Source organism: Pseudomonas meliae, from assembly GCF_001400515.1.
Classification (GTDB): Bacteria; Pseudomonadota; Gammaproteobacteria; order Pseudomonadales; family Pseudomonadaceae; genus Aquipseudomonas; species Aquipseudomonas amygdali.
The window spans coordinates 645-25,035 of sequence record NZ_LJQT01000008.1 but is presented as its reverse complement, the minus strand read 5'-3'; the positions used below and the strand labels follow the sequence as shown (position 1 = coordinate 25,035).

At 59.5% G+C, this 24,391-nt stretch carries 21 protein-coding genes, 2 pseudogenes and 1 riboswitch; of the genes and pseudogenes, 11 read left to right on the top strand and 12 right to left on the bottom strand.

From position 1 onward, the window contains the following. Positions 1 to 107: 107 nt before the first annotated feature. The 3 genes and pseudogenes from ALO64_RS26695 to ALO64_RS00180 all read left to right on the top strand — a co-directional run. A pseudogene (locus ALO64_RS26695) lies at positions 108 to 872 on the top strand (MCP four helix bundle domain-containing protein); the annotation flags it as partial. Next, the gene (locus ALO64_RS26690) at positions 861 to 1,727 is read left to right on the top strand and encodes a methyl-accepting chemotaxis protein (protein ID WP_373368612.1); all 867 of its coding nucleotides are present in this window, start codon (positions 861 to 863) and stop codon (positions 1,725 to 1,727) included. The pseudogene ALO64_RS26695 and the gene ALO64_RS26690, both read left to right, overlap by 12 nt. Before the next feature lie 125 nt (positions 1,728 to 1,852). Further along, on the top strand, positions 1,853 to 3,097 hold the full coding sequence (locus ALO64_RS00180) for a D-mannose isomerase (RefSeq protein ID WP_002553927.1): 1,245 nt from the start codon (positions 1,853 to 1,855) through the stop codon (positions 3,095 to 3,097). Positions 3,098 to 3,120: 23 nt separating this feature from the next. Here ALO64_RS00180 and ALO64_RS00175 read toward each other — a convergent pair whose 3' ends face one another. After that, positions 3,121 to 4,209: an AbrB family transcriptional regulator gene (locus ALO64_RS00175; RefSeq protein ID WP_044344771.1), complete on the bottom strand. Its 1,089-nt coding sequence runs from the start codon at positions 4,207 to 4,209 to the stop codon at positions 3,121 to 3,123. A 106-nt stretch (positions 4,210 to 4,315) separates the two neighbouring features. On the opposite strand from ALO64_RS00175, the gene ALO64_RS00170 reads away from it, so the two are divergent. Beyond that, complete coding sequence (locus ALO64_RS00170) at positions 4,316 to 5,218, top strand: LysR family transcriptional regulator (protein ID WP_002553925.1); 903 nt, start codon at positions 4,316 to 4,318, stop codon at positions 5,216 to 5,218. Positions 5,219 to 5,232: 14 nt separating this feature from the next. On the opposite strand, the gene ALO64_RS00165 is transcribed toward ALO64_RS00170, so the two are convergent. Next, positions 5,233 to 5,748, bottom strand: coding sequence for a nucleoside 2-deoxyribosyltransferase (locus ALO64_RS00165; protein ID WP_002553924.1), 516 nt, complete (start codon positions 5,746 to 5,748; stop codon positions 5,233 to 5,235). Positions 5,749 to 5,916: 168 nt separating this feature from the next. Between ALO64_RS00165 and ALO64_RS00160 the strand changes: the two genes are divergently transcribed. Then, positions 5,917 to 7,620: a VRR-NUC domain-containing protein gene (locus tag ALO64_RS00160; protein WP_044344770.1), complete on the top strand. Its 1,704-nt coding sequence runs from the start codon at positions 5,917 to 5,919 to the stop codon at positions 7,618 to 7,620. On the opposite strand, the gene ALO64_RS23560 is transcribed toward ALO64_RS00160, so the two are convergent. Both ALO64_RS23560 and ALO64_RS00155 read right to left on the bottom strand, forming a co-directional pair. Then, positions 7,596 to 7,898 (bottom strand): hypothetical protein, encoded by a 303-nt coding sequence (locus tag ALO64_RS23560; protein ID WP_052508580.1) that lies wholly within the window; start codon positions 7,896 to 7,898, stop codon positions 7,596 to 7,598. The genes ALO64_RS00160 and ALO64_RS23560 overlap by 25 nt on opposite strands. Before the next feature lie 99 nt (positions 7,899 to 7,997). Beyond that, complete coding sequence (locus tag ALO64_RS00155) at positions 7,998 to 8,282, bottom strand: hypothetical protein (RefSeq protein ID WP_044344769.1); 285 nt, start codon at positions 8,280 to 8,282, stop codon at positions 7,998 to 8,000. 530 nt (positions 8,283 to 8,812) lie between these two features. Here ALO64_RS00155 and pstS point away from each other — a divergent pair. The 4 genes from pstS to pstB all read left to right on the top strand — a co-directional run bounded on the left by pstS (position 8,813) and on the right by pstB (position 12,569). Continuing rightward, complete coding sequence (gene pstS / locus ALO64_RS00150; RefSeq protein WP_002553921.1) at positions 8,813 to 9,832, top strand: phosphate ABC transporter substrate-binding protein PstS; 1,020 nt, start codon at positions 8,813 to 8,815, stop codon at positions 9,830 to 9,832. Between the two features lie 81 nt (positions 9,833 to 9,913). Further along, positions 9,914 to 10,909, top strand: coding sequence for a phosphate ABC transporter permease subunit PstC (pstC, locus tag ALO64_RS00145; RefSeq protein WP_044344768.1), 996 nt, complete (start codon positions 9,914 to 9,916; stop codon positions 10,907 to 10,909). Continuing rightward, complete coding sequence (pstA, locus tag ALO64_RS00140) at positions 10,906 to 11,790, top strand: phosphate ABC transporter permease PstA (RefSeq protein ID WP_044344767.1); 885 nt, start codon at positions 10,906 to 10,908, stop codon at positions 11,788 to 11,790. Before pstC ends, pstA begins: the two co-directional genes overlap by 4 nt. After that, positions 11,790 to 12,569 (top strand): phosphate ABC transporter ATP-binding protein PstB, encoded by a 780-nt coding sequence (pstB, locus tag ALO64_RS00135; protein WP_044344766.1) that lies wholly within the window; start codon positions 11,790 to 11,792, stop codon positions 12,567 to 12,569. Before pstA ends, pstB begins: the two co-directional genes overlap by 1 nt. On the opposite strand, the gene ALO64_RS00130 is transcribed toward pstB, so the two are convergent. Further along, positions 12,570 to 13,499, bottom strand: coding sequence for a LysR family transcriptional regulator (locus ALO64_RS00130; protein WP_002553917.1), 930 nt, complete (start codon positions 13,497 to 13,499; stop codon positions 12,570 to 12,572). 254 nt (positions 13,500 to 13,753) lie between these two features. On the opposite strand from ALO64_RS00130, the gene ALO64_RS00125 reads away from it, so the two are divergent. Next, entirely contained in the window at positions 13,754 to 14,752 is a 999-nt protein-coding gene (locus ALO64_RS00125; protein WP_044344765.1) for an alpha/beta fold hydrolase, read from the top strand. Between the two features lie 68 nt (positions 14,753 to 14,820). Here ALO64_RS00125 and nirD read toward each other — a convergent pair whose 3' ends face one another. Both nirD and nirB read right to left on the bottom strand, forming a co-directional pair. Next, positions 14,821 to 15,207 (bottom strand): nitrite reductase small subunit NirD, encoded by a 387-nt coding sequence (nirD, locus tag ALO64_RS00120; RefSeq protein WP_002553915.1) that lies wholly within the window; start codon positions 15,205 to 15,207, stop codon positions 14,821 to 14,823. Continuing rightward, positions 15,207 to 17,768 (bottom strand): nitrite reductase large subunit NirB, encoded by a 2,562-nt coding sequence (gene nirB / locus ALO64_RS00115; RefSeq protein ID WP_044344764.1) that lies wholly within the window; start codon positions 17,766 to 17,768, stop codon positions 15,207 to 15,209. Before nirB ends, nirD begins: the two co-directional genes overlap by 1 nt. 600 nt (positions 17,769 to 18,368) lie before the next feature. On the opposite strand from nirB, the gene ALO64_RS00110 reads away from it, so the two are divergent. Then, on the top strand, positions 18,369 to 18,863 hold the full coding sequence (locus ALO64_RS00110) for a GNAT family N-acetyltransferase (protein ID WP_005780121.1): 495 nt from the start codon (positions 18,369 to 18,371) through the stop codon (positions 18,861 to 18,863). A gap of 57 nt (positions 18,864 to 18,920) precedes the next feature. Here ALO64_RS00110 and ALO64_RS00105 read toward each other — a convergent pair whose 3' ends face one another. The 5 genes and pseudogenes from ALO64_RS00105 to ALO64_RS26040 form a co-directional block, all read right to left on the bottom strand. Then, a complete protein-coding gene (locus ALO64_RS00105; RefSeq protein WP_044344763.1) occupies positions 18,921 to 20,927 on the bottom strand; it encodes a peptidase U32 family protein in 2,007 nt (668 codons plus the stop codon). Positions 20,928 to 21,032: 105 nt separating this feature from the next. After that, positions 21,033 to 21,824 carry an ABC transporter ATP-binding protein gene (locus tag ALO64_RS00100; RefSeq protein ID WP_044344761.1) on the bottom strand — a complete coding sequence of 264 codons (792 nt, stop codon included), beginning with the start codon at positions 21,822 to 21,824 and terminating at the stop codon, positions 21,033 to 21,035. After that, positions 21,821 to 22,843, bottom strand: a complete 1,023-nt coding sequence (locus ALO64_RS00095) for a FecCD family ABC transporter permease (protein WP_044344760.1) — start codon at positions 22,841 to 22,843, stop codon at positions 21,821 to 21,823. Before ALO64_RS00095 ends, ALO64_RS00100 begins: the two co-directional genes overlap by 4 nt. After that, the gene (locus ALO64_RS00090; protein ID WP_044344759.1) at positions 22,840 to 23,853 is read right to left on the bottom strand and encodes an ABC transporter substrate-binding protein; all 1,014 of its coding nucleotides are present in this window, start codon (positions 23,851 to 23,853) and stop codon (positions 22,840 to 22,842) included. The genes ALO64_RS00095 and ALO64_RS00090 overlap by 4 nt, the downstream gene beginning before the upstream one ends. 130 nt (positions 23,854 to 23,983) lie before the next feature. Continuing rightward, positions 23,984 to 24,183, bottom strand: a riboswitch (cobalamin riboswitch). An 18-nt stretch (positions 24,184 to 24,201) separates the two neighbouring features. Then, positions 24,202 to 24,391: pseudogene (locus ALO64_RS26040) on the bottom strand (GntR family transcriptional regulator); the annotation flags it as partial.

Genomic DNA, 24,391 nt, shown 5'->3' with positions numbered 1-24,391 from the left:
ATTTTGTCTACACCCTCTAAAGAATTGTCGGACAAGGACGATACGCTCTCGGTTGTCTGACAACTTGGCGTCAGATACTGCCCTCCAAATACAAAAGAGCACTGGTCATGAATCTACGCACACTCACAATCGCTCGTCGTGCCGGTCTGGGTTTTACCCTGATTTCCCTGTTGGTGGCTTTACTTGGATGGTTCGCGCTGGTACAGATGTCGACCATTCGCCAGAGCGAAGTGGCAGTGGAGACCAATTGGCTGCCCAGCATGCGAGTGGTCAACGATATCCGGGAAATCATGCTGCGTATCCGGACCATCTCCTTGCGCATGGCGCTGGACACCGACCCTGCAAGCATTCCGACCTATCGCGGGCAGCTGGACGTACGTCTGGGTGATCTGGACAAGAAGCTGGGCATTCTCAAGACGTTCGTCGACACCCCTGAAGAGAAGACCCTGACTGACCAGTTCATGGTCACCATGGGTCAATACCGCAGCGCGCTGGATCGCTCTTTTGTTCTCGCCGGGCAGGGCGACAGCACCGGTCTGAACAAGCTGCTGCTGGTCGATATGAAGCAGATCGTCGATGGCTCCGGCAAACAGCTCAATGATCTGGCTGATTTCTATGTCACCAAGGTGGATGCCGAAGGCAAGTCGGCCGAAGCCCAGTACGACAAATCGCGTGACATCGTCATTGTCGTTATCGCCGCATTGTGCACCATCGGTTTGGCGCTCTGGCTGACCCGCAGTATCGTGGGGCCGTTGCAACGTGCCGTCACTGCTGCCGAGCAGGTTGCCAACGGCGACCTGACCCATACCATCGAGGTCGACGGCGAAGACGAAGTCACCCGACTGCTGCGTGCGCTGGCAATGATGCAGGTCAATCTGCGTGAAGCCATGCGCCACATCGGCAGCTCGGCTACCCAGCTGGCGTCGGCGGCCACCGAGCTAAACTCGGTCACCGAGGACAGCTATCGCGGATTGAACCAGCAGAATGCAGAGATCGATCAGGCCGCCACGGCGATCAACGAAATGACCTCGGCGGTAGAAGAAGTCGCGCGTAACGCCGTCTCCACGTCGGACGCCTCCACCCAGTCCAGTACCTCGGCACTGGCAGGCCAGACGCGGGTGATCGAGACGGTGCAGTCGATCCAGACACTGACCGACAACGTGCAGGCCACCTCGACACTGGTGCAGAACCTTGCCAATCAGTCTCAGGATATCGGCAAGGTGCTGGACGTGATCCGCTCGATTGCCGAACAGACCAACCTGCTGGCGCTCAACGCGGCCATCGAGGCGGCGCGCGCGGGCGAGTCGGGCCGTGGTTTCGCGGTAGTGGCGGATGAAGTCCGTGCGTTGGCGCATCGCACCCAGCAGTCGACGCTGGAAATCGACTCGATGGTCAATGCCATGCGCAGCGTTTCTGCGCAGGCGCTCGACTCGATGAACACCAGCCGCGACCGGGCCGATTCGACGTTGGCGCTGGCCAAGGGCGCGGGCGAGTCGTTGAGTGAGATCACATCGTCGATCAATCAGATTTCCGAGCGTAATCTGGTGATTGCCAGCGCTGCGGAAGAACAGGCGCAAGTGTCGCGTGAAGTCGACCGCAACATCGTCAACATTCGCGATCTGTCCATGCAGTCGACTCAGGGTGCCAACCAGATCAGTGCGTCGAGTCATGAATTGTCGCGTCTTGCTGCTGACCTGAATCAGGTGGTCTCACGCTTCAAGGTGTAAAACCCTACATTGATACAGGTTGTGTCCGCTTGCCGACGATCGACCGGGCGCGCATTATGCCCTCGGTCGAAATGACCTCCGGTACAGTCTGGGCACAACCTTATCGAAGGGGGCGGCATCGCGTCATGGATAATAATAATCACACCTTCAGCAGTTGGCTGCGCTCGCCAGCCCATCATCAATGGCTGGCACTGGAAGGCAACCGTCTGTTGACCTTCGCCAAGGCTTCCCGACTCGACAACGGTTTTGGCAGTCTTGATGACTACGGCCGTCTGATGGTCGGCGCCACGGCCGAAACCATGAATACCGCACGTATGACCCACTGTTTTGCCATGGCCCATGCGCAAGGCATACCCGGCTGTGCCGCACTGGTCGATCATGGCATCGCCGCATTGCGTGGCCCGTTGCGCGATGCCGAACACGATGGCTGGTTCAGTGCCGCGCTCGAAGACGGCGGCAAAACCGACAAACAAGCGTATCTGCACGCTTTCGTCGCACTGGCGGCCAGTTCTGCCGTGGTGGCGGGGCGGCCTGGCGCGCAAGCATTGCTGTCCGAGGCCATCCAGATCATCCAGACCCGTTTCTGGAGCGAGCAGGAAGGTGCCATGCGTGAGTCGTTTGCGCAGGACTGGAGCAACGAAGAGGCCTATCGCGGTGCCAACAGCAACATGCACAGCACCGAAGCCTTCCTCGCGCTGGCCGACGTGACCGGCGATGCTCAATGGCTCGACCGGGCGTTGAGCATTGTCGAGCGGGTGATCCATCAACATGCCGGGGCCAACAATTTTCAGGTCATCGAGCACTTCACACAAAACTGGCAACCGCTGCCCGATTACAACCGCGAAAACCCGGCTGATGGCTTCCGGCCGTTCGGCACCACGCCGGGGCATGCCTTCGAGTGGGCACGGCTGGTGCTGCATCTGGAGGCCGCGCGTCGCCACGCCGGGCGTTCAAATCCGGAATGGTTACTGGATGACGCCCGCCAGCTGTTTGCCAATGCCTGCCGCTACGGCTGGGATGTCGACGGTGCGCCGGGTATCGTCTACACCCTTGACTGGCAGAACCAGCCAGTGGTCCGTCATCGCCTGCACTGGACCCACTGCGAAGCGGCCGCTGCTGCTGCAGCGTTGCTGCAACGTACCGGCGAGCAACAGTACGAAGATTGGTATCGCCGTTTCTGGGAATTCAACGAGACCCTGTTCATCGATCATGAGCATGGCAGCTGGCGCCATGAGCTGAACCAGCGCAACGAACCAAGTGCTGATATCTGGCCGGGCAAGCCGGACCTTTATCACGCCTATCAGGCCACGCTGTTGCCGGTGTTGCCGCTGGCACCCAGCCTGGCCAGTGCTCTGGCGGGGCATGAGTGAACGGCTGAGCCTGGCATCGGCAATCAGAGCGCAGGGATGCGTTTGTCGCTCAGGCGGATAATCTGCCGGGCCAGGAAACTGCCGGTCAGGATCACGCCGAACAGGCGCAGGGTCTGCATGGCCAGCACGAAGCCGACATCGGCATGAGTATCGATGGCAATAATGGCCATGGTGTCCAGGCCGCCCGGGCTGGTTGCCAGGTACACCGAGAGGTAATCCTTGCCCATCATCACTGCAATCAGCCAGGCCGACAGGGCGCACAGAACGATCAGCAGCAGTGAGGCCAGAATCATCATCGGCAGCCGTCGCCACACGTATTGCACTGTCGGCCGGTCGAAACGCAGCCCTACATAACAGCCGATAGCACCATAGCCAATTGGCAGCAGCCAGTCAGGAATGCTGATCTGCATGACGCCGCTCAGTTGCAGCGCGCCGCCCAGCATCAACGGCACCAGCAAGGCACCCGCTGGCAGGCGCGAGCCCAGTGCCACGCCCGTTACGATCACTGCCAGACTCAGGGCGAGGTCGATCAGGTTCAGGCTATGCAAGGCGGCTGCGGTGCTGTGCAGGTCAGCCCCGGAATCCGGTGCGCCGATGAAATGGCTGACCAGCGCGCCGATGGTGACCACGCAGACCACGCGCACATATTGCATGGTGGCAACGACTCGCGAGTCTGCGCCGTAATCCTCGGACATGGCGACCATCGCCGAAGCCGCGCCGGGCGACGTGCCCCAGGCGGCAGTGTTACTCGGGATTCCGCCAAAGCGCACCAGTACCAGACCCACCGCCGCGCTCAGCACCACAGTCAGGATCGTGGCCAGCAGCATGACGTGCCAGGACTGTAGCGCCGTGAGCAATACGCTGACTGACATGGCATGCGCAATCAGCACACCAACGGTGCCCTGGCCGAGTTGAAACGCCCGCTTGGGCATGCGGATGGTGGCGCCCGACACGCCAAAGCCGATAGCAACCAGCATGGGGCCGAGGAACATCGCAGCAGGCATATTGAACAGTTTGAGCAGTTGACCGGCAGCACCGGCCATCAGGATCAGGCCCGCCCATTGAGTGAGCGGGGCAAGGGTGGAAAGTGAAAAGCGTGAAGCGTGTGACAAGGACGTTCTCCTTGAATCGGGTGGATCACATGCAAACAGTATCGACTTGGCAACCGATCAAGTCTATTTTCTAATAATCATGAATTGATAACTTTGGTTGATAGATATGGACCTGCGCGATCTCACTTATTTTGAAACCATTGCCGAACTGGGCCACCTCGGGCGAGCCGCGGAAAAGCTCAATCGCAGTCAGCCTGCGCTGACAAAAAGCATTCAGCGGCTGGAGGAATCATTCGGAACGCGGCTGTTTCAGCGTGACGGTCGACGCATCAAACTGACCCCGGTGGGTGAGCTGTTGCAGGCACGCGGCAAGGAACTGCAGCAGAGCATTGCCCAGACCCAGCGGGAAGTAAGGGATTTCGCCAGTGGCATGGTGGGCAACATTCGCGTCGGCTGCGCCGCGACGATGGCGGAATACCTGATGCCGAAACTGACCTCGGCCCTGTTACAGCGTACGCCGGATGTCACTTTCAAGCTGGTGATAGGCCAGGATGACCTGTTGCGTGAGTCGCTGCGTTCAGGGCAGCTGGACATGATCATCTGCGCACTGGCACCCGACAGCGAAGACGTCACCAGCTTCGCCATACTCAGGGACGAAGCCGTGGTGGTCGCCAGTAAACACCACCCGATCTTCAAGACCTCATTGAAGATGAGTGACCTCTGCGCGTATCGCTGGGTACTTCCGCCAGTCAGCGTTTCATCACGCAAGTGGCTGGACGCAACCTTTGCTGCCAACGGCCTGCCGCTGCCGACAGTTCAGATCGAGGCGAACTCGATCTCCCTGTTGCCAGGCTTGATTGCTCAAAGCAACCTGCTGAGCTTCATCGCCCGCGAGTCGCTGGAGTTTGGCAAGACCATGCAACACCTACGTGAAGTGCCCTTGGAACAGACCACGCTCAAGCGCACAATCGGCGTTACCCTGCGCAAGGGCGGCTACCTGTCGCCAGCGGCAGAGGGCATGTTGCAGATGCTGCGTGACAACGGCGGGGACTTTCTGGGTTGGGGGTGAGCGCGTGCGTTCAGCTACTCGCCGGGCATGACCTTTAAGCCATTCAGGTACCTTGCCAGTGCCTCGGCACCCAGCTCCACGGTAGAGCTGGTACCCGCCCAGCTACAGGCGAGCATCAGGTTGCGGGGCAAGTCGAAGTCCTCAACCATAAAGCCGTCGCGATCAAACCCGTGTTCATCATGAGAAACCAGTTCGCGCAACGAGGTCACTGGCTCGAAGTACGCCCAAACGGGCTTGTTCAATGCCACCGCCATACCGACTTCAAATGCGCTGCCCGAATCCGGCTCCAGACCGCGAAACACATTCAGGTTGACCAGTACGGCAGAGCAGCGATGAATCATCGCGATATTCATCGAGTAAATCTGCTGCGCAGTTTCATGCGGCGTGCGCCCGAGGGTCACTTCATTGTCGAAGGGGTACAAACCTTCAAGCCCGTGTGCCGAGCATAACGCCTTGAGGTAGCGTCCGTACTCGACGGCGTCTGGCCGGAACACGTCGAAGCCTGCGAGATAAACCAGTGGCGTTTGCATATCCGACTCTTGGCTACAGAGGTTATCCCACTGATTCTAAGGCCGACTGTCTGGCCGCGATACGTGCCATTGATCGGCCGACCGGCGCTCAGCAGGTATTTGAGCTGGAACCTGTACGGATAACCAGCATTCTTGTCCAGTCTGATCATTTTCATGTGAACGCTGGCCTTGAATACTGCTCCTCTCGACAATCCGTTCTATTACCTGGAAAACTTCCGGCAGGTCCTTGCCTGGATTGCCCTGCGCTACGACGACCTGCTCGACGCAGCCGAGCGCCGTTTCATCAGCGAGTTTGCCGAGGCGCCCGTGCGTGCCCAGGGTCTGCTGGTACGCATGGTGATGCGCAAGGGCGTATTGTTTCGGGCCAGCAAACTGAGTTACGTCGAAATCGGCGACCCTCGTGAGGCAGTGCAGCCGCTGCTGGATCGCGGCTGGGTCGTCACCAGCCCGCCACTGGGTTTGAGCGAACTGTTCCAGTTGCTGCGCCGCGACGAGCTGACCCAGTGCTTCAAAGCCCATGCAGTCAAGGGGCCAGAGCGCAAGCAGGCATGGCTGGAGCGCTTGCAGCCGTTGTATGAAGCGCCACAGGCACTTGAGCAATGGCACCCGACGTTGTCTGACGCCGTGTTCGGCCTGAATATCATGCCGCTCTGTGACCGCCTGCGATTGTTGTACTTCGGCAATCTGTATCAGGAGTGGTCGGAGTTCGTGCTGGCTGATCTGGGTATCTACCGCTACGAAAAGGTCGAATTTTCGGTGCAGTCGCGCGTCATCAATCAGCGCGCCGACATCGATGTGTGCCTGCAATTGCATGCCTGTCGAGAAGCGTTGGAAACCTGTATCGATCTGCATGCGCTGGCCGAACAGGTCATCGCGGTCCAGTGCGGCAATGCGTGGTTGCATATGCGCCGCGCCAAACTGCTGTTTCGCATCGTGCAACAGGCTGAGCGCCTGCAGGACTGGCCTCTGGCGATGGCGGTGTACCGTCAGTCCAGCTATCCCGGTGCGCGTTCAAGGCAAATCCGCGTGCTGGAGCGCAACGCCGAGTACACCGCGGCGCTGACGCTGGCGGAACAGGCCCGTCTCGCTCCGGAAAGTGATGCCGAGGTCCAGCACCTGTCACGCGTCTTGCCGCGACTGCAACGCAAGCTCGGCCTGACGGGCGCGCGCAAGCGCACCGTGCAGGCCATTGCGCGGCTGGACGTTCAGATCACGCCAGTATCGGGAATAAGTGTCGAGCGCCTGATACGCCAGCACCTTGAACAAGAGCAGGGCGGGGAAGTGCATTACGTCGAGAATGCGCTGGTCAATTCCCTGTTTGGTCTGCTGTGCTGGAAGGCCATTTTCGCGCCCTTGCCGGGCGCATTCTTTCACCCGTTTCACAGTGCGCCCAGCGACCTGTACAGCCCGGATTTCTATCAAAACAGGGTGGCATTGTTCGATGCCTGCCTGATGCAACTGGAGTCAGGTGAATATCTGACGACCATTCGCGAGCATTTTCAAAGCAAATTCGGCCTGCAATCACCCTTCGTATTCTGGGCTGCATTGACGCCGCAGCTATTGGAGCAGGCACTGTATTGCCTGCCCGCTGAGCACCTGCGTCACTGGTTTCGTCGTCTGTTGCAGGATGTAAAAGCCAACCGGACCGGAATGCCGGACTTGATCCAGTTCTTCCCGGAGCAGCGGCGTTATCGAATGATAGAGGTCAAGGGACCAGGGGATCGTCTCCAGGACAACCAACTGCGCTGGCTGGATTTCTGCGCCGAGCATGGTATGCCGGTGGAGGTGTGTTATGTGCAGTGGGCAACTGAACATGCTGCCGACGTCATTGAAGAGCTGGCCTGCCATCAAGGCGCTTTGCGTTCATCCTGACTGTCTTGGTGATTGGCGTCATGCGGTTGTTTCGAGTCATGAGGCTTGTCATCCGCACTGCCATTCTTTCCGGGCAGCGGGTCCATGCCTTTGGTGCCGGGGCTTGTGCCTGGCGCGCCGGGACTGGTTCCGTCCACGTTCTTTTCCGCTCCGGTGCCGGGTACTTTCGGACCGTCGCCTACCGGGTTCGTTGGGCCTGTAGAGCCTGCGAATGCGCTTGCGCACGAGAGCGCCAGCAGTGCTGCAAGGCCTAATGCCCCCAATCTATTCCTGATCATGCTGCAACCTCCGTGAGTGCAATGGGGTAGAACGGTGTTACGGGATCTGCCACTGACCCGCGAGCAAAACATGTTGTCCTGCCCGCGCCAGAAGCATAATTACTGAGTCTTGGTTTTTTCAGTAACGTTGCTCTTGTCGTGCGTGCCATGTGCGCCCTTGTCATGATTCATCGACTTTTCGGCAGCCGCTTTTTTGCTGTCTGTTTGCGCGCCAGGAGTTTCGGAAGAGGTGCTGTCCATCGGCTGGGTGTTAGTGCCCGGCAGCTTGGTCGCATTCTTGTTGATTGGCGTTTCAGAGCTGGTGGTCGATTCGGCAAAGGCTGCACCTGAAGCGACGGCCATCAGGCCTGCCAGGGTGAGGGCAGTCAGTTTGGTCTTGATCATGATGCTTACTCCGTTGTTTTAAAGTAGTTCTTTAACGTACGTATATTGGTCATTGGCCAGTGGCCATAGGTGCCGTTGAACCCGACGAACGGTAGCTTCGTGCGACACGCTCCCACCAATGCCGACTCCTTGCGTCGGCGGTTTCAAACCTTTTGCATTCGCTGATTTGCATAGATGTGATGAGCGCTGATGGAACATTTTTAAGTTGATTTAGCTATAACGTGACCGTCTGGTCATCCCCAACGATTCTTAAAATCATACTTTCTTACATTTTTATAACGCAGATGGCGTTTGGCTATCTATCTAAGGGTGGCAAAAAGCTATTTTGCGCTGTGGGGCATGATTTCGCCGTAAACATTGGGCTCTACAGGGTTTTTCAGCGTCGGCAGCGTAGGAAATCGCCTACAAAAAAGCTCCCTCACCGACACGATTCGTTGGATTGTCATGAAACAGCAACATTTCAGGTTTTAAATCCGCCTCGGGCCTCTTTAACTGGGCCACCACACAATCTCCTGGACTGAGGTATTACCGTGATACTGCTGACTAAAAAACGCTTGTCGCTTCTGATCGCTTCGCTGTGCCTCAGCGGTGTGGCCCATGCGACTGATGTCACAGGTGCTGGTTCGAGTTTCGTCTACCCGGTTATTTCAGCGTGGTCCCAGGACTACAGCAAAACCAAGGATAACCGTATCAACTATCAGTCCATCGGTTCGGGCGGCGGTATTGCCCAGATCAAGGCAGCGACTGTTGACTTCGGTGCATCCGACGCCCCTATGTCCGCTGAGGACCTGCAGGCTGGCGGCCTGGGTCAGTTCCCAAGCGTCATCGGCGGTATCGTGCCGATCGTCAACGTCGAAGGCGTTGAAAGTGGCGAGCTGAAGCTGGACGGCCCAACTATCGCCAAGATCTTCATGGGCGACATCAAGAAGTGGAACGACCCGGCAATCACTGCCCTGAACTCGGGCGTGAAGCTGCCTGATACTGCGATCACCGTTGTTCACCGCTCGGACGGTTCGGGTACCACTTACAACTTCACCAACTACTTGAGCAAAGTCAGCCCGGAGTGGAACGAGAAGCTGAAGTTCGGTTCGACCGTGCAGTGGCCAGCCGGTGTGGGCGGCAAGGGTAACGAAGGTGTTTCTGCCTACGTGAAACAGATCAAGGGTTCGATCGGTTACGTTGAGTACTCCTACGCGACGACCAACAAGTTGTCTTACACCCAGTTGAAAAACGCTGCCGGCAAATTCATCAAGCCAGACGCCAAGGCTTTTGCTGCCGCTGCTGACACTGCCGACTGGGCGAGCGCCAAAGACTTCAACCTGATCATGACCAACGCGCCGGGTGAGGCTGCATGGCCGATCACCGCGACCACCTGGATCATCATGTACAAGAAAGCCAAGAACGAAGAGAAAAGCGCAGCCGCTTTCGACTTCTTCAAATGGTCCCTGGAAAACGGCCAGAAACAGGCCGAGAAGCTGGAATACGTAGCATTGCCGAAATCGCTGGTTGAACGCGTGGAAAGCTACTGGAAAACGGAATTCACCAAGTAAGTGATTCAACCCGTACCACCCCTGTCATCAGCCGCGATATAGGCTCGGTGACAGGGGCTTTTCCTTGCGAGTGGCCTCAACATGACTGAAAACCCCCAATACCTGTCCGCTAACGTCTCCGCTGGTGAGTCCGAGGGCGAGAAGCGCGCCAAACGGGATCATCGTCATGACCTGTGGTTCAAGCGTTCATTGCAGGCCGCAGCAATGCTGGTGCTTGCTTTGCTGGGTTGTATTGCCTTGTCGACCCTGTGGGGCGGCAGTCTGGCATTCCAGACTTTCGGGTTTGGCTTTCTGACCAGCACCGAGTGGGACGTGAACGCCGGCCAGTTCGGCGCGCTGGTTCCGATCTACGGCACCCTGGTTACCTCTTTTCTGGCTTTGCTGATCGCCGTCCCGGTGAGTTTCGGCATTGCAATCTTTCTGACCGAAGTAGCTCCGCCTTGGCTGCGCATGCCGATTGCCTCGGCCATCGAGCTGCTGGCAGGTATCCCGTCGATCATCTACGGCATGTGGGGGCTGTTTGTCTTTGGCCCGTTCATGGCTGAACACCTGTCACCCTGGATCACCGAAAACCTCGGCGCACTGCCGCTGATCGGTCCGATGTTTCAAGGCCCGCCGCTGGGTATCGGCATGCTGTCCGCCGGTATCGTGCTGGCGATCATGATCACGCCGTTCATTACCTCGGTTATGCAGGAAGTCTTCCGTACCGTGCCCGTGGCCCTCAAAGAGTCGGCCTACGCACTGGGCGGCACGACCTGGGAAGTGGTCTGGGACATCGTGCTGCCTTACACCCGTTCGGCAGTGGTCGGCGGTGTGTTCCTCGGCTTGGGACGCGCGCTGGGTGAAACAATGGCGGTCACCTTTGTACTGGGCAACGCCCATCAGTTCTCTGCATCGCTGATGATGCCAAGCAGTTCCATTGCTTCGGTGATCGCCAACGAGTTCAACGAGGCCTATACCGACTTGCACCGTTCGGCACTGATCGCCCTTGGCTTCCTGTTGTTTGTGGTCACCTTCATCGTGCTGGCCCTTGCACGTCTGATGCTGTCGCGCCTTTCGCGTAAGGAGGGGTTATGAGTAAGGATGTGACAGGCAGCGAGAGCCTGTATCGGGTTCGCAGCATCAAGAACAAGATTGCGATGGTGCTTAGCTGTGGTGCCACTGCCTTCGGCCTGCTGTGGCTGGTGTGGATTCTGCTGACCACCATCATCAAGGGTATCGACGCGCTCAACCTGCAGTTGTTCACCGGCATGACCCCGCCACCTGGCACCGAGGGTGGCCTGGCCAACGCGTTCAACGGCAGCGTGCTGATGTCCGGCATAGGCCTGTTGATCGGTACACCAATCGGCTTGATGGCCGGTATCTGGCTGGCCGAGTTTGCTCGCTACACCAAGCTGGGTAACGCAGTACGCTTTATTAACGACATCCTGCTGTCGGCACCTTCCATCGTGCTCGGCCTGTTCGTTTACACCGTTGTGGTACTGCCGCTCAACGCAGTGACAGGCCACCAAGTGGGCTTTTCGGCGATTGCCGGTGCGCTGGCTCTGGCATTGCTGGTGATCCCGGTGGTGGTGCGTACCACTGACGAAATGATGCAACTGCAACCCTCGACCATGCGTGAAGCCGCACTGGCGCTGGGTGTGCCGCAATGGAAGCTGACTCTGCAAATCGTCTTGCGCGCTGCCAAGGCGGGTGTGGTTACCGGCGTATTGCTGGCATTGGCACGTATCACCGGCGAAACCGCGCCGCTGCTGTTCACCGCTTTCGGCAACCAGTTCTGGAGCAGCGATCTGCTCAAACCAATCGCCAGTGTTCCAGTGGTGGTTTTTCAGTACGCCATGAGCCCGTTCGATGACTGGCACTCTCTGGCATGGGCCGGTGCGCTGGTCATGACGTTGTTCGTACTGATACTGAGTCTGCTGTCTCGCTTAATTCTTCTGCGCAATAGGTCGTCCTGATGAACAACCTTTCCCTGGCCAACGAAAAGACCAAGATCCAAGTGCGCGGTCTGGAGTTTTTCTACAACAACCAGAAGTCGTTGAAGTCCATCGACATGACCATCCCCGAGAAGCGCATCACTGCGATCATCGGCCCGTCGGGTTGCGGTAAATCGACCCTGCTGCGCGTTTTCAACCGTATCTACGCGATGTACCCGAAACAGGAAGCGCGCGGCGAAGTGCTGCTCAATGGCGAAAACATCCTGGCGCCTGGCTACTCGATGAACCGCCTGCGCAGTCATGTGGGCATGGTGTTCCAGAAGCCGGTGCCGTTCCCGATGTCGATCTACGACAACATTTCCTATGCCATCAAGCACCACGAAAAGCTGTCGCGTCGGGAAATAGAAGATCGCGTCGAGCAGGCACTGCGTGGTGCGGCGTTGTGGGATGAGGTCAAGGACAAGCTCAAGCAGAGCGCAACCGGTCTGTCCGGTGGTCAGCAGCAGCGTCTGTGCATCGCCCGCACCATCGCGCTGCGCCCTCAGGTGTTGCTGCTCGATGAGCCCACCTCGGCACTTGACCCGATTTCGACCGGGCGTATCGAACAGCTGATCACTGAACTCAAGGAGCAGTTCACCGTGATCATCGTGACCCACAACATGCAGCAGGCGGCGCGTTGCTCCGACTACACCGCCTTCATGTTCATGGGTGAACTGATCGAGCACGGCGACACCGACACCATCTTCACCAAGCCCTCCAAGACCCAGACCGAAGACTACATTACCGGTCGTTTCGGCTGATCAGCCGGCCAGGGCGGGCGCTTCCTGGCGCTCGCCCATGAACTCCTCGATCCTGCTGCGCAGCCAACGCTCGGCAGGGTCGCTGTCCATCACACTCAGCCATGTCATCGACAGGTCCAGCCCCGGCGTGGGGAAGGGCAACGGCTCGTCATACAGCAAACCCAATGCGCTCATGGCCTTGGCCGCGTAGTCGGACAGGCCCGAAATCATGTCGGTGCCAGCCATCAGTGCGGGCAGGGTGGCGAACTGCGGCACTGACAACACGACCTGACGCTTGCGACCCAGTGCGGTCAGCCACTCATCGGCAAAGCTGCTGATGCTGGCCACGTGCGACACCACCACATGAGGTCGTGAACAATATTCGTCGATGCTCATCGGGCCGCGTGGTTTGTCGGCGCGCACCAGTCGTGGCTGCACGTTGCGCAGCGTCTTGCGTTTGGCATTGGCCGGCAGCTCACGGGTCAGGCAGACGCCGACGGTGATGTCTCCGGACATCAGCACTTCGGAGATATTCAGATAGTCGACGTGCTTGACCACGATCACCACGCCAGGCGCCTCCTCGCGGATGGCCTTGAGCATGGCGGGAAACAGGCCGAATTCGACGTCGTCGGTCAGGCCGATGCGAAAAGTCATCTTGCTGACCGAGGGATCGAAATCGGTGGTCAGGCTCAGCGCGGTAGACATGGCATCCAGCGCTGGCGTCAGGTGCTTGAGAATCTCATGGGCGCGCGCGGTCGGCTCCATACGATGCCCGACGCGGATGAACAACGGGTCATTGAGCAGGTTGCGCAGGCGATTCAGTGCGGCGCTTATCGTGGGTTGGCCGAGAAACAGCTTTTCGGCTGCCCGGGTGACGTTACGCTCCTGCATTAATGTCTCGAAGACCACCATCAGGTTGATGTCGGCCTTGCGCAGTTCATTTCGATTCATTGCTGTTCCTTGGCATCAGACCTGGCTGACCACGACGGCCTGTAACCGACGGCTCAGTCTAGGCAAGCGTGGCAGGGGGCGTCCAGCGTTTTGCCGCCGTCGGGCTGGCATGATGAAACGTCTGCTTACGGTTCTGCAGGTAGGAAAGGGGCGAATCTGTAGTGGGAAACAAGGTCTACTTGCTGGTCTGCGGTTTAACGTGGAAGCGGCTGCAGATTTCGACCCCTATCCACAGGCTACAGGAGGTGCCCCTTATGCGGGCTGCAAAGATTGCCGGCATGTTGATGTCGTTGACGCTGTCAGGCGCAGCACTGGCTGAAACGCCCGGTTATGGCCAGCAACTGGAAGGTTTCACTTACCCCCACGCGCTGCACAAATTCAGTTTTCAGTCTCAGGGCCAGACGCTGGAAATGGGTTACATGGATGTCGCACCCACCGGCAAGGCCAATGGCCGCACCGCGGTGCTGATGCACGGCAAGAATTTTTGCGCTGCGACCTGGGAAGACACCATCAAGGGGCTGAGCGCTGCGGGCTATCGCGTTGTCGCACCGGATCAGATCGGTTTCTGCACCTCGACCAAGCCGGAACACTACCAGTACAGCTTCCAGCAGTTGTCGATGAATACCCATGCGCTGCTGGAAAAACTGGGTATCGACAAGGTGTCGGTAGTCGGTCACTCCACGGGCGGCATGCTGGCCACGCGTTATGCGTTGATGTACCCGAAGCAGACCGAGAAGCTGGTGATGGTCAACCCTATCGGTCTGGAAGACTGGAAAGCACTCGGCGTGCCGTACCGCAGCGTCGATCAATGGTATGAACGAGAGCTGAAGACCACCGCCGAAGGTATTCGCGCTTACGAGCAGAAGACCTACTACGATGGCCGCTGGAAGCCGGAATATGACAAGTGGGTCGACATGCTGGCCGGTCTGAACAAGGGGCCGGGTCATAAGATCGTTGCCTGGAACTCGGCGCTGATCTACGACATGATTTTCACCCAGCCGGTGTTCTACGAGTTTCCCAGGCTGCAGGTGCCAACCGTGTTGATGATCGGCGACGCCGATACCACCGCCATCGGTAGCGACATCGCACCGCCTGAGGTCAAGGCGAAGATCGGCAATTACAAGGTATTGGGCAAGCAGGTGGCGCAGATGATCCCTGGTGCCAGACTGGTGGAGTTCAAAGGCAAGGGGCATGCCCCGCAGATGGAAGATCCGCAGGGCTTCAACAAAGCGCTGTTGTCCGAGCTGCAATAGTCGGTCATTCATCCCACGCAACAGCCTGGTCGGCCAGCGATCAGGTTGTCTGGCCCTATTGTTATCAGCTAGACGGCAATCTCTACCTGATCTCCGTTAAGCCGTACCGGCCAGACCTCCAGACGTTGCTCCGGGTACTCGATGCAACTACCGTCGTGCAGGCGAAAATGCTGCTTGTACAACGGCGAGGCAATCACCAGCTCGCCAGCGATATGGCCAATCAGTCCGCGACCGATCACATTGGCGCCGGACTTGGGGTCGCGGTTGTCGATGGCAAAGAGCTGTTCGCCCTCAGGGGTTTCAGGCAGGTAGAACAGCGCTACCTGCGCGCCGTCCAGCCACGCTACCACGCCGGAGTTGGCGACCAGATCCTTGCGTCCGCACAGGGCATGCCAGTGCAGTTGCAGTGCAGAATGGGCGTTTTCGCCCGCCAATACGGTGTTGGACGAATTCATTACACCACCTCCTTGAACAGCGGGATAAGGGCCAGCTCTTCGGGTTTTGCCGGACGACGCTGGGCGCGCTCCTTGACGAAATGCACGTCCGGGTCGCCACGTCCGTCGTTGACGAAGGTGCGGAAGCGCTTGAGCTTCTCCGGGTCCTTGAGGGCATTGGCCCATTCGCATTCATAGCGGTCGACCACCAGTTGCATCTGCGACTCCAGCTCTGCGGCCAGCCCCAGGCTGTCATCGACAATCACCGCCTTGAGATAGTCGAGGCCGCCTTCCAGCGATTCCCTCCAGACCGAGGTGCGTTGCAGCTTGTCGGCAGTGCGGATGTAGAGCATCAGGAAACGGTCGATGTAGCGAATCAGGGTTTCGTCATCCAGGTCGGTGGCGAACAGCTCGGCGTGGCGCGGACGCATGCCGCCGTTGCCGCACAGGTACAGGTTCCAGCCGTTCTCGGTGGCAATCACACCCACATCCTTGCTCTGCGCTTCGGCGCACTCGCGGGTGCAGCCGGATACGGCGAACTTGAGTTTGTGCGGTGAGCGCAGCCCCTTGTAACGGTCCTCGATGCGCAGTGCCATGGCGACGCTGTCCTGCACGCCATAGCGGCACCAGGTACTGCCGACGCAGGACTTAACCGTCCGGGTCGATTTGCCGTAGGCATGCCCGGTCTCGAAACCCGCCTCAATCAACTCACTCCAGATGTCCGGCAGTTCATGCAGTTGCGCGCCGAACAGGTCGATGCGCTGGCCGCCGGTGATCTTGGTGTACAAGTCGTACTTCTTGGCCACGGCACCAATCGCGATCAGCCCGTCGGGGGTGATTTCGCCGCCCGGAATACGCGGTACGACCGAGTAGGTGCCGTTTTTCTGCATGTTGGCCATGAAGGTGTCGTTGGTGTCCTGCAGTGGCACCAGCGAAGGTTCGGTGATGGGGCGGTTCCAGCACGAAGCGAGAATCGAGCCGACCGCAGGCTTGCAGATGTCGCAGCCATGCGCGCCTTTGCCATGGCGAGTCAGCAGCTCGTCAAAGGTCTCGATACCTTCGACGCGGACCATCGAGTACAACTCCTGGCGGGTGTAGGCGAAGTGCTCGCAGAGGCTTTTGTCGACCGCCACACCGCGCGCCATCAACTCATGCTCGAACACCTGCTTGAGCAGCGCGGTGCAGCCGCCACAGCCGGTGGCCGCTTTGGTGCAGGCCTTGATCCCGGCGAGGTCGGTGCAGCCGTTGTCGATTGCCGAACAGATAGAGCCCTTGCTGACGTTATGGCAGGAACAGATGGTCGCGGTGGCGGGCAGGGCATCGGCACCCAGCGTCGGCGCGCCTTCGCCACGCGGCAGAATCAGGCTCGACGGATCGGCGGGCAGCGGGATGCCGTTCTGCGCATATTGCAGCAGGGTGTCGTAGTAACTGTTGTCGCCGACCAGCACAGCGCCGAGTACCTGTTTGCCATCGGCCGACACCACCAAGCGACGGTAGCTGGCGGTGGCTTCGTCAATGAAACGATAACTGACAGCCCCGGCCAGCGCACCGTGCGCGTCACCAATGGAGCCGACATCCACGCCCAGCAGCTTGAGCTTGGTGGACATGTCTGCACCGAAGAACGGCTCAGTGTCCTTTTCGCACAACTGTGCAGCTACGCCACGGGCCATCTGATAACCGGGTGCTACCAGGCCGAATACGCTGCCGTTCCAGGCCGCGCACTCGCCGATTGCATAGATATCGGCGTCACTGGTGCGACAGTGCTCGTCGATTGCAATACCGCCACGCGGGCCGAGTTCCAGTTCACACTGGCGAGCCAGAGCGTCCTGTGGGCGGATACCGGCAGAGAACACGATCAGATCGGTTTCCAGAAATTCGTCGTTGGCGAAGTTCATGCGATAGCGGTATTGCTTGCCGTCGCTGATCGATTGTGTGGCGCGCGACAGGTGTACGCCGACGCCCAGCGCTTCGATACGCGCTTTCAAGGCGGCCCCGCCGTGCTCGTCCAGTTGCACCGGCATCAAGCGCGGGGCGAACTCGACAACATGGGCTTCCAGGCCAAGCGATTTCAGTGCATTGGCCGCTTCAAGCCCGAGCAGACCACCGCCGACTACCACGCCACGGCGAGCTTTCGAGGCGGCGTAGCGAATGGTGTCCAGGTCCTCAAGCGTGCGATAGACCAGCTGCGAGTTGCCCTGTGCGCCCTCGATCGGCGGTACGAACGGGAAGGAGCCTGTGGCCAGGATCAGCTTGTCGTAGCTGAAGCAGCCTTCGGCGGTGATGATTTCATGACGATCACGATCAATCTCCAGCACCGGTACGCCCAGGTGCAGCGTCAGGCCAGGTTGTTCGTAGACAGACATTTCACTCATGGCCAGCGACTCGGCATCGCGGCCGGTAAAGTATTCGGACAAATGCACGCGGTCGTAGGCACGCTGTGCTTCTTCGCCAAATACATGGATGCGATAACGCTCCAGTGCGCCGCCTGCGATCAACTGCTCGACGCAATGGTGCCCGACCATGCCATTACCGACGACGATCAGGGTTTTTACATCGTTCATGGGGAAGACTGTGGTGTTCATAGCAAGTCCCGGCCGAGGCCAATCAGGTTTTTTGAAGCAAAAAAAAAGCGCCCGGAACCTTTCGGTTCCAGGCACCTTTGCCTGTTCTCTTATTGGGTGTTCGGGGATGCCATCAAGCCACGTTGCCGGATGCACCCATGTGGCCCTCTGGTCTCTGCGAGACTGGCGATCAACGTCGATCAACCGGGGCGGCCCGACCACATTCATGGTGGGGTTATCCAACATCATGCAGGGGCTGTGCCAGCTTGCGATTGCAGCGGTTCAGACGCGCATTGGCAATGCCCGCAAGGCCGTGCAGCGTTTACGAGGTGTCTGGCGCATGATTTTTCCTGCCTTGCATTGGTGCGTATCGAAGGGTTTGCGCTGTAAAGCTGTGCGCCGCATTGCCCGCTCACGATAATCGGCGTTTTTGCCTCTGGGCGCCCCAGTCGCTCCAGGCACATATCTTTCCTCACGCACCGGGTGGGAATGCCTGTCGTGACGCTCCGCGTCACAATTCTGCGCCGCGCCGCCTGCTCTATAGTTAAGCCGGGCGTCCAAAAGCCCATCTCTGGCGTAACATTTGTATCACCCTGCAATTCCCCCAATAAGTCCGTGCTCATGAACATCACTATTACTGAGGTACACCCCTCCGAGATCCCGCACACCGTCGATTTCGTCATGCGTGCGCGTGCCGGAATCTTTCCCTTGCTCGACACCGTCACCGTTCCGCCCGATCTGGCCGGTTTCGAGCAGGTGTATCTGGACGGGGAGGACGGCAAGTTTCTGATCGCCCGCAGTGAAGGGCAGATCATCGCGGCTGTGGGCTACCTGCCGTTCGATCATCGTTTCCCGCAGCTCGATTATCGCGGGCGCAGAACCGTTGAGATCGTGCGCCTGTTCGTCACGCCGGAGTTTCGCGGCGACGGCTTGGCCAGCCGTTTATGTCAGGCTCTCTGGGCCCATGCCGAGGCAGGTGGCATAGAGGTTTTGTACCTGCATACTCATCCGTTTCTGCCCGGCGCGATCCGTTTCTGGGAGAAACAGGGCTTTGCCGTGACCGATGTGGAGAGCGATCCGGTGTGGAACACGACCCACATGGAGCGCGTTCTTTAAGAGGGCTTTGTCAGAAGACGAAAGGGGGCTGGCAGGGCGCCAACCCCCTTGTACCGATCAGTGCGGAGAACGCTGACGCGCAGTCTTGAGCAGGTCTTCCGGGGTAATGTGGCCGACCACTGATTTAGCCGCAGCGCTGCCGGGTAGCGGCAGGTCGAGAATGTGACCTTTCATTTTGCCGATCACGTGCATTTCGCAAGGTTTGCAATCGAACTTGAGGGTAAACACTTCATCACCGTGCACCAGTTGCATCGGCGCGACCTTGGTGCGCACGCCCGTCACACCTTTGGCCTGTTTCGGGCACAGGTTGAACGAGAAGCGCAGGCAATGCTTGGTGATCATCACGGGCACTTCGCCGGTCTCTTCGTGGGCCTCGTAGGCCGCGTCGATCAGCTGTACGCCGTGGCGATGATAGAAGTCGCGAGCCTTCTGGTTGTAGACGTTGGCCAGAAACGACAAATGCGACTCCGGGTACACCGGCGGCGGGGTAGTCTCAGCCTTGCGACCACCGCGCGGATGCGCCTTGATGCGCGCTTCGGTCAGCGCCTCGATGGCGTCGCGGCGCAGGGTCTTGAGCTGCGAATTGGGCACGAAGAACGCCTGCGGCGCGTCAATTTTGACATCCTGGGCATGGTAGATCGTGGTGCCCAGTTGAGTGAGCAGGTCACGCAGTTGATCCAGCGCCTGCTCGGGCTTGTTGGCTGCGCCGAACGGACCGTCAAGGTTTACCGCGACGCTCACAGCTTCTTCACTGATGGCTTCCAGGCGCAGGTGGTCTTCACGAAGGGTGACCTGCCACTGAATGCCGATGCGGCGCTCGGCCGAGGTCTTGAGCAGCGCTTGCTGCCAGTTGTGGTCCAGGTTGCGATTCAACGGATGGTTGGGGCGCACACGGGACAGGGCCGCAGGCATCTCGTTGGGTTCTACACGGTAGCGCCAGCGCTTCTGGCCGTCTTCTTCGAACTCGCCCTTGAGCTCGGCGATATTGGCACGGAAGCCCACCACTTCACGCTTTATCTGCACGTTGAGACCGTCACCGTTGGACAGCGGCTCATGGGTCACGGCGATCAGGTCACGCTTGCCGAGTTTTTCGACGGTGCCGACTGCCAGACCGGTAAACGTCGGCGTATCGAACGCACCGATGTCGATCTTGCGGTCACTGACGAAATAATCGGTGCTGCCGCGGTGAAAGGTCTTCTCCGGGTCGGGCACGAAGAAGTGCGCGGTACGGCCGCTGGAAGCGCGTGCCAGGTCCGGACGGTCTTCGAGAATCTCGTCCAGACGCTGGCGGTAATAGGCGGTGATATTTTTGACGTAGCCTGCGTCCTTGTAGCGACCTTCAATCTTGAACGAGCGCACGCCTGCGTCCACCAAATCGCGCAGGTTGGCGCTCTGGTTGTTGTCTTTCATCGACAACAGATGCTTTTCGAAGGCAACGACGCGACCCTGATCATCCTTGAGCGTGTAGGGCAGGCGGCAAGCCTGCGAGCAGTCGCCGCGGTTGGCACTGCGGCCGTTTTGCGCGTGGGAAATATTGCACTGCCCGGAGAACGCCACGCACAGCGCGCCATGAATGAAAAACTCGATAGCGGCATCGGTTTCTCGGGCGATATCACGAATTTCCTGCAGGTTCAGCTCGCGGGCCAGCACCAGTTGCGAGAAACCGGCCTGATCGAGGAACTTCGCCCGGCCCAGGGTGCGGATGTCGGTCTGGGTGCTGGCATGCAGCTCGATGGGCGGAATATCCAGCTCCATCACCCCGAGGTCCTGCACGATCAATGCGTCCACGCCTGCGTCGTAGAGCTGGTGAATCAGCTTGCGGGCTGGTTCCAGTTCGTCGTCATGCAGGATGGTGTTGATCGTGGTGAAGATCCGCGCGTGATAGCGATGAGCGAATTTGACCAGCTCGGCAATGTCGCTGACCTCGTTGCAGGCGTTGTGTCGCGCACCAAAGCTCGGCCCGCCGATGTACACCGCATCGGCGCCATGCAGGATGGCTTCACGGGCGATGGTTACATCCCGCGCAGGGCTGAGCAATTCTAGGTGGTGCTTGGGTAACGACATGGCAACGGATCCTGCGGCGGGCAAAGCGCGCATTGTAGTGCTACAGGCCGCGCGGCGCACCTGTTGAAGCATGCGCCAGGTGACCGGCTGACCATCGGCGCGTCTTCAGTGTGAGCGCAAACGCAGGATTTTCGCGCCGTCGAAAGGGTCGGTCAGCCAGTGCGCCACGACGCCGAAGGTGCTCAGCAGGCGTTCCGGGGTCAGCACCTCGACCGGCGCCCCCAGTGCGACCAGTCGGCCTTTCTCCATGACCGCCACGCGGTCGCAATCCAGCGCCTGATTCAGGTCGTGCAGGGCTATCACAGTGGTTACCGGCAAGGCCCTGACCAGACCGAGGATGGTCAGTTGGTGCTGGATATCCAGGTGATTGGTCGGCTCGTCCAGCAGAAGGATCCTGGGTCGTTGCGCCAGCGCCCTGGCGATGTGTACGCGCTGCCGCTCGCCACCGGACAGGGTGTGCCAGGCACGTTTCTGCATGTGCAGCATGTCCACATCCTGCAACGCCTGGCGAACGATTGCGTCATCGTTGGTACTCCACGGCTCGAGTGCCGACAGCCACGGCGTGCGGCCCAGCTCGACGGCATCCAGAACCGTCACGGCATCGCTGGTTTCCGCTTGTTGTTCGACCACCGCCAGCAGGCGCGCCACGTCTCTGCGGCTCATTGCCTCAAGTGGTTGCCCGCCCAGTCTGACCGTGCCGCTGGCCGGCTTCTGAATACCGGCCAATAGTTTCAGCAGGGTGGATTTTCCCGAACCGTTAGGGCCGACCACGGCCAGTGTCTCGCCGGCAGCGATGCTCAAGTCGACGTCGCGCAGCAGCGCAGTGCCACGCACCGAATAACCCAGCCCCGTGCAGCCCAGCACCGGTGCGTTGGCCAGATGAGGAAAGGCGTTCATCGCGTGCTATTTCCCCGGATAAGAATCAAAGCGAAGACCGGTGCGCCGATCAGTGCGGTAATGACGCCAATCGGCAGCGCCTGGCCCTTGATCAGCGTGCGCGAGAGGATGTCGGCAGCGATCAGAAACAGCGCGCCGCTCAATGCACTCAACGGCACCAGCCGTGCGTGGCGCACACCGATCAGCATACGCACCGCGTGCGGGATCACCAGCCCGACAAAACCGATGGAGCCGACGATCGATACCATCACTGCGGTGACCAGGGCTGCGGTCGCGATCAGGATGATCTGCACGCGCCGCACGGCAATCCCCAGTGACGCCGCCGAGTCGCTGCCGAAAGTGAACGCGTCCAGCGCTCGCCGGTGCCAGAGGCACACCAGCAGACCGACCAGCACCGTCGGCACTGCCAGCCAGACCGAGTGCCAGCGTACGCCGCTGAGGTTGCCCAGCAGCCAGAACATGATGCCGCGTGCCTGTTCGGAGCTGGCGGATTTGGTGATCAGAAACGACGTCAGGGCATTGAACAGCTGTGAACCGGCGATTCCGGCCAGAATGATCTGCCCGGCTGCTGTGGTGCCTCGCGACGAATGCGCCAGCAGGGCGACCAGCGAAAACGCCGCCACGGCCCCGGCAAAAGCGCCTGCCGACATCGAAATAGCCCCCGCGCCGAAGCCCAGAATGGCGACCAGCACCGCGCCGGTCGAGGCCCCGGCGGAAGTTCCCAGCAGATATGGGTCTGCCAGCGGGTTGCGCAACAAGGATTGCAACACCACGCCACAGATCGCCAGCCCGGCCCCGCAGGCTGCCGCGACAATCGCGCGGGTCAGCCGGTAGTTCCAGACGATGCCTTCGTCGATAGGGTCGAGCACATAGCCGGCAGCCCAGAGTTTGTTGGCCAGCACCTGAAAAACCACCTTCAGGCTGATCGAGGTTTCGCCAATCGCTGCACCGACCATGATTGCCAGCACCAGCACTGCCGAGACCCAGAGCACATGGCCCAGTGCTACCTGTAATCTCATTGTGCAGCGTTGAAACGGTTGGCGGCCTCAGCCAGTTCCTCGAACCCGGTAAACAGGCGCAGGCCAGCCTGCATGCCTTCGGCGTCGATGATCACGATCCGGTCATGCTTGACTGCGTCCATGTTGCGCGTCACCGGGTCGCTCTTGAGGAATTCGATCTTTTTCAGGTAGTCGTCGGCCGGGAAGCGGCGGCGATCCATGCGTGCAATCACCAGAATGCTTGGATTGGCCTTGGCAATGGTCTCCCAGCCCACTGTCGGCCATTCCTCGTCGGACTTGACGATATTACGCATGCCCAGGCTGTTGAGCATGAAGTCTGGGATGCCTTTGCGGCCTGCCACGAAAGGGTCGCTGGCAAGGTCGGAGCTGGAGAACCAGAACAGCGCCGAGACGTCATTGGCCTTGTTCTGCCGGACATTGGCGATCGCTGCGCTCAGGCGGGCCTTGAGGTCGGCAACCAGCGCGTCGCCGCGATCCCGCACATCGAAAATCTGCGCCAGTTGCTCGATGCTCTTGTAGATGGTGTCGATGCGGAACGGCTCCAGGCGTGTGCCATCGGCACCGACCAGATTGTCCTTGCCTTCACAGTCGGACGGCAGGATGTAAGTGGGTATCTTCAGGTCATGGAACTGCTCGCGGGTGCCGACCACGCCCTGTTTGCCGACCATCCACTCCAGTTGCACGGCCACCAGTTCCGGTCGCTTGCCAATCACCGCTTCGAAACTGGGCTCGTTGTCGGCCAGGCGCTCGACCTTGTCGTTCTGCGCCTTGAAGCGTGGCAATACATTGTTGAACCACAGGGAAGTGCCGACCAGTCTGTCGCCAAGGCCCAGTTCGTAAAGCATTTCGGTGCCGGCCTGGCCAATGGTCACTGCCTTGGTCAGCGCATGCGCGAACGTCAGGGTCGAACCACAGTTTTCGAGGGTCAGCGGATACTGAGTAGGCGCGGCGAGGGTCAGGGTGGACAGCGTCAGGCTGGCGGCAAGTACGGCAAGGCGGGGCAGCGACATGAAATGCGGTCTCCGTTGGAGCAGGTGCCAAGGCGCAATGCACATCAGGAAACACATCCCCGGCAAATGACCGGGCACGACGGGAAATGCTGCCGCGTGCGGATGTCCTTCCCGGACACCCCGCCGGTTAGTGGATTGAAGCAGGTCGGCAGGTCTCCTGACTGGCATGTCATCGCCAGGCTCCGGCCTTCCCGGAGCTGAATCCAGTGGCAGTCATGGAGCAGGCTCGATGCCTACAGTTGCGGGGGCAGTTTCGTTTTGGCCTTGTGCAGACAAAGCGTGCGAATTCCCTGTTAGTTCCTCTCGGAAACCGACGGGCGGCATGGTAAACGATAAGCGTTTTAGTGGCTAATCCTTTGCGCGCAGGCGCAGCAGACTGTTGATCAGATGCAGACGCATCGCGGCTCGGGCGGCATCCCGATCCTGATGGACAATGGCGTCGAAGATGGTCTCCTGTTCGCGTTGCTGGATGCCTGGGTCGTCCTCTGCGTGCAACGACGTGATATTGCCGAAGCCGCTGCGGGTGCGGGTGCGGGTG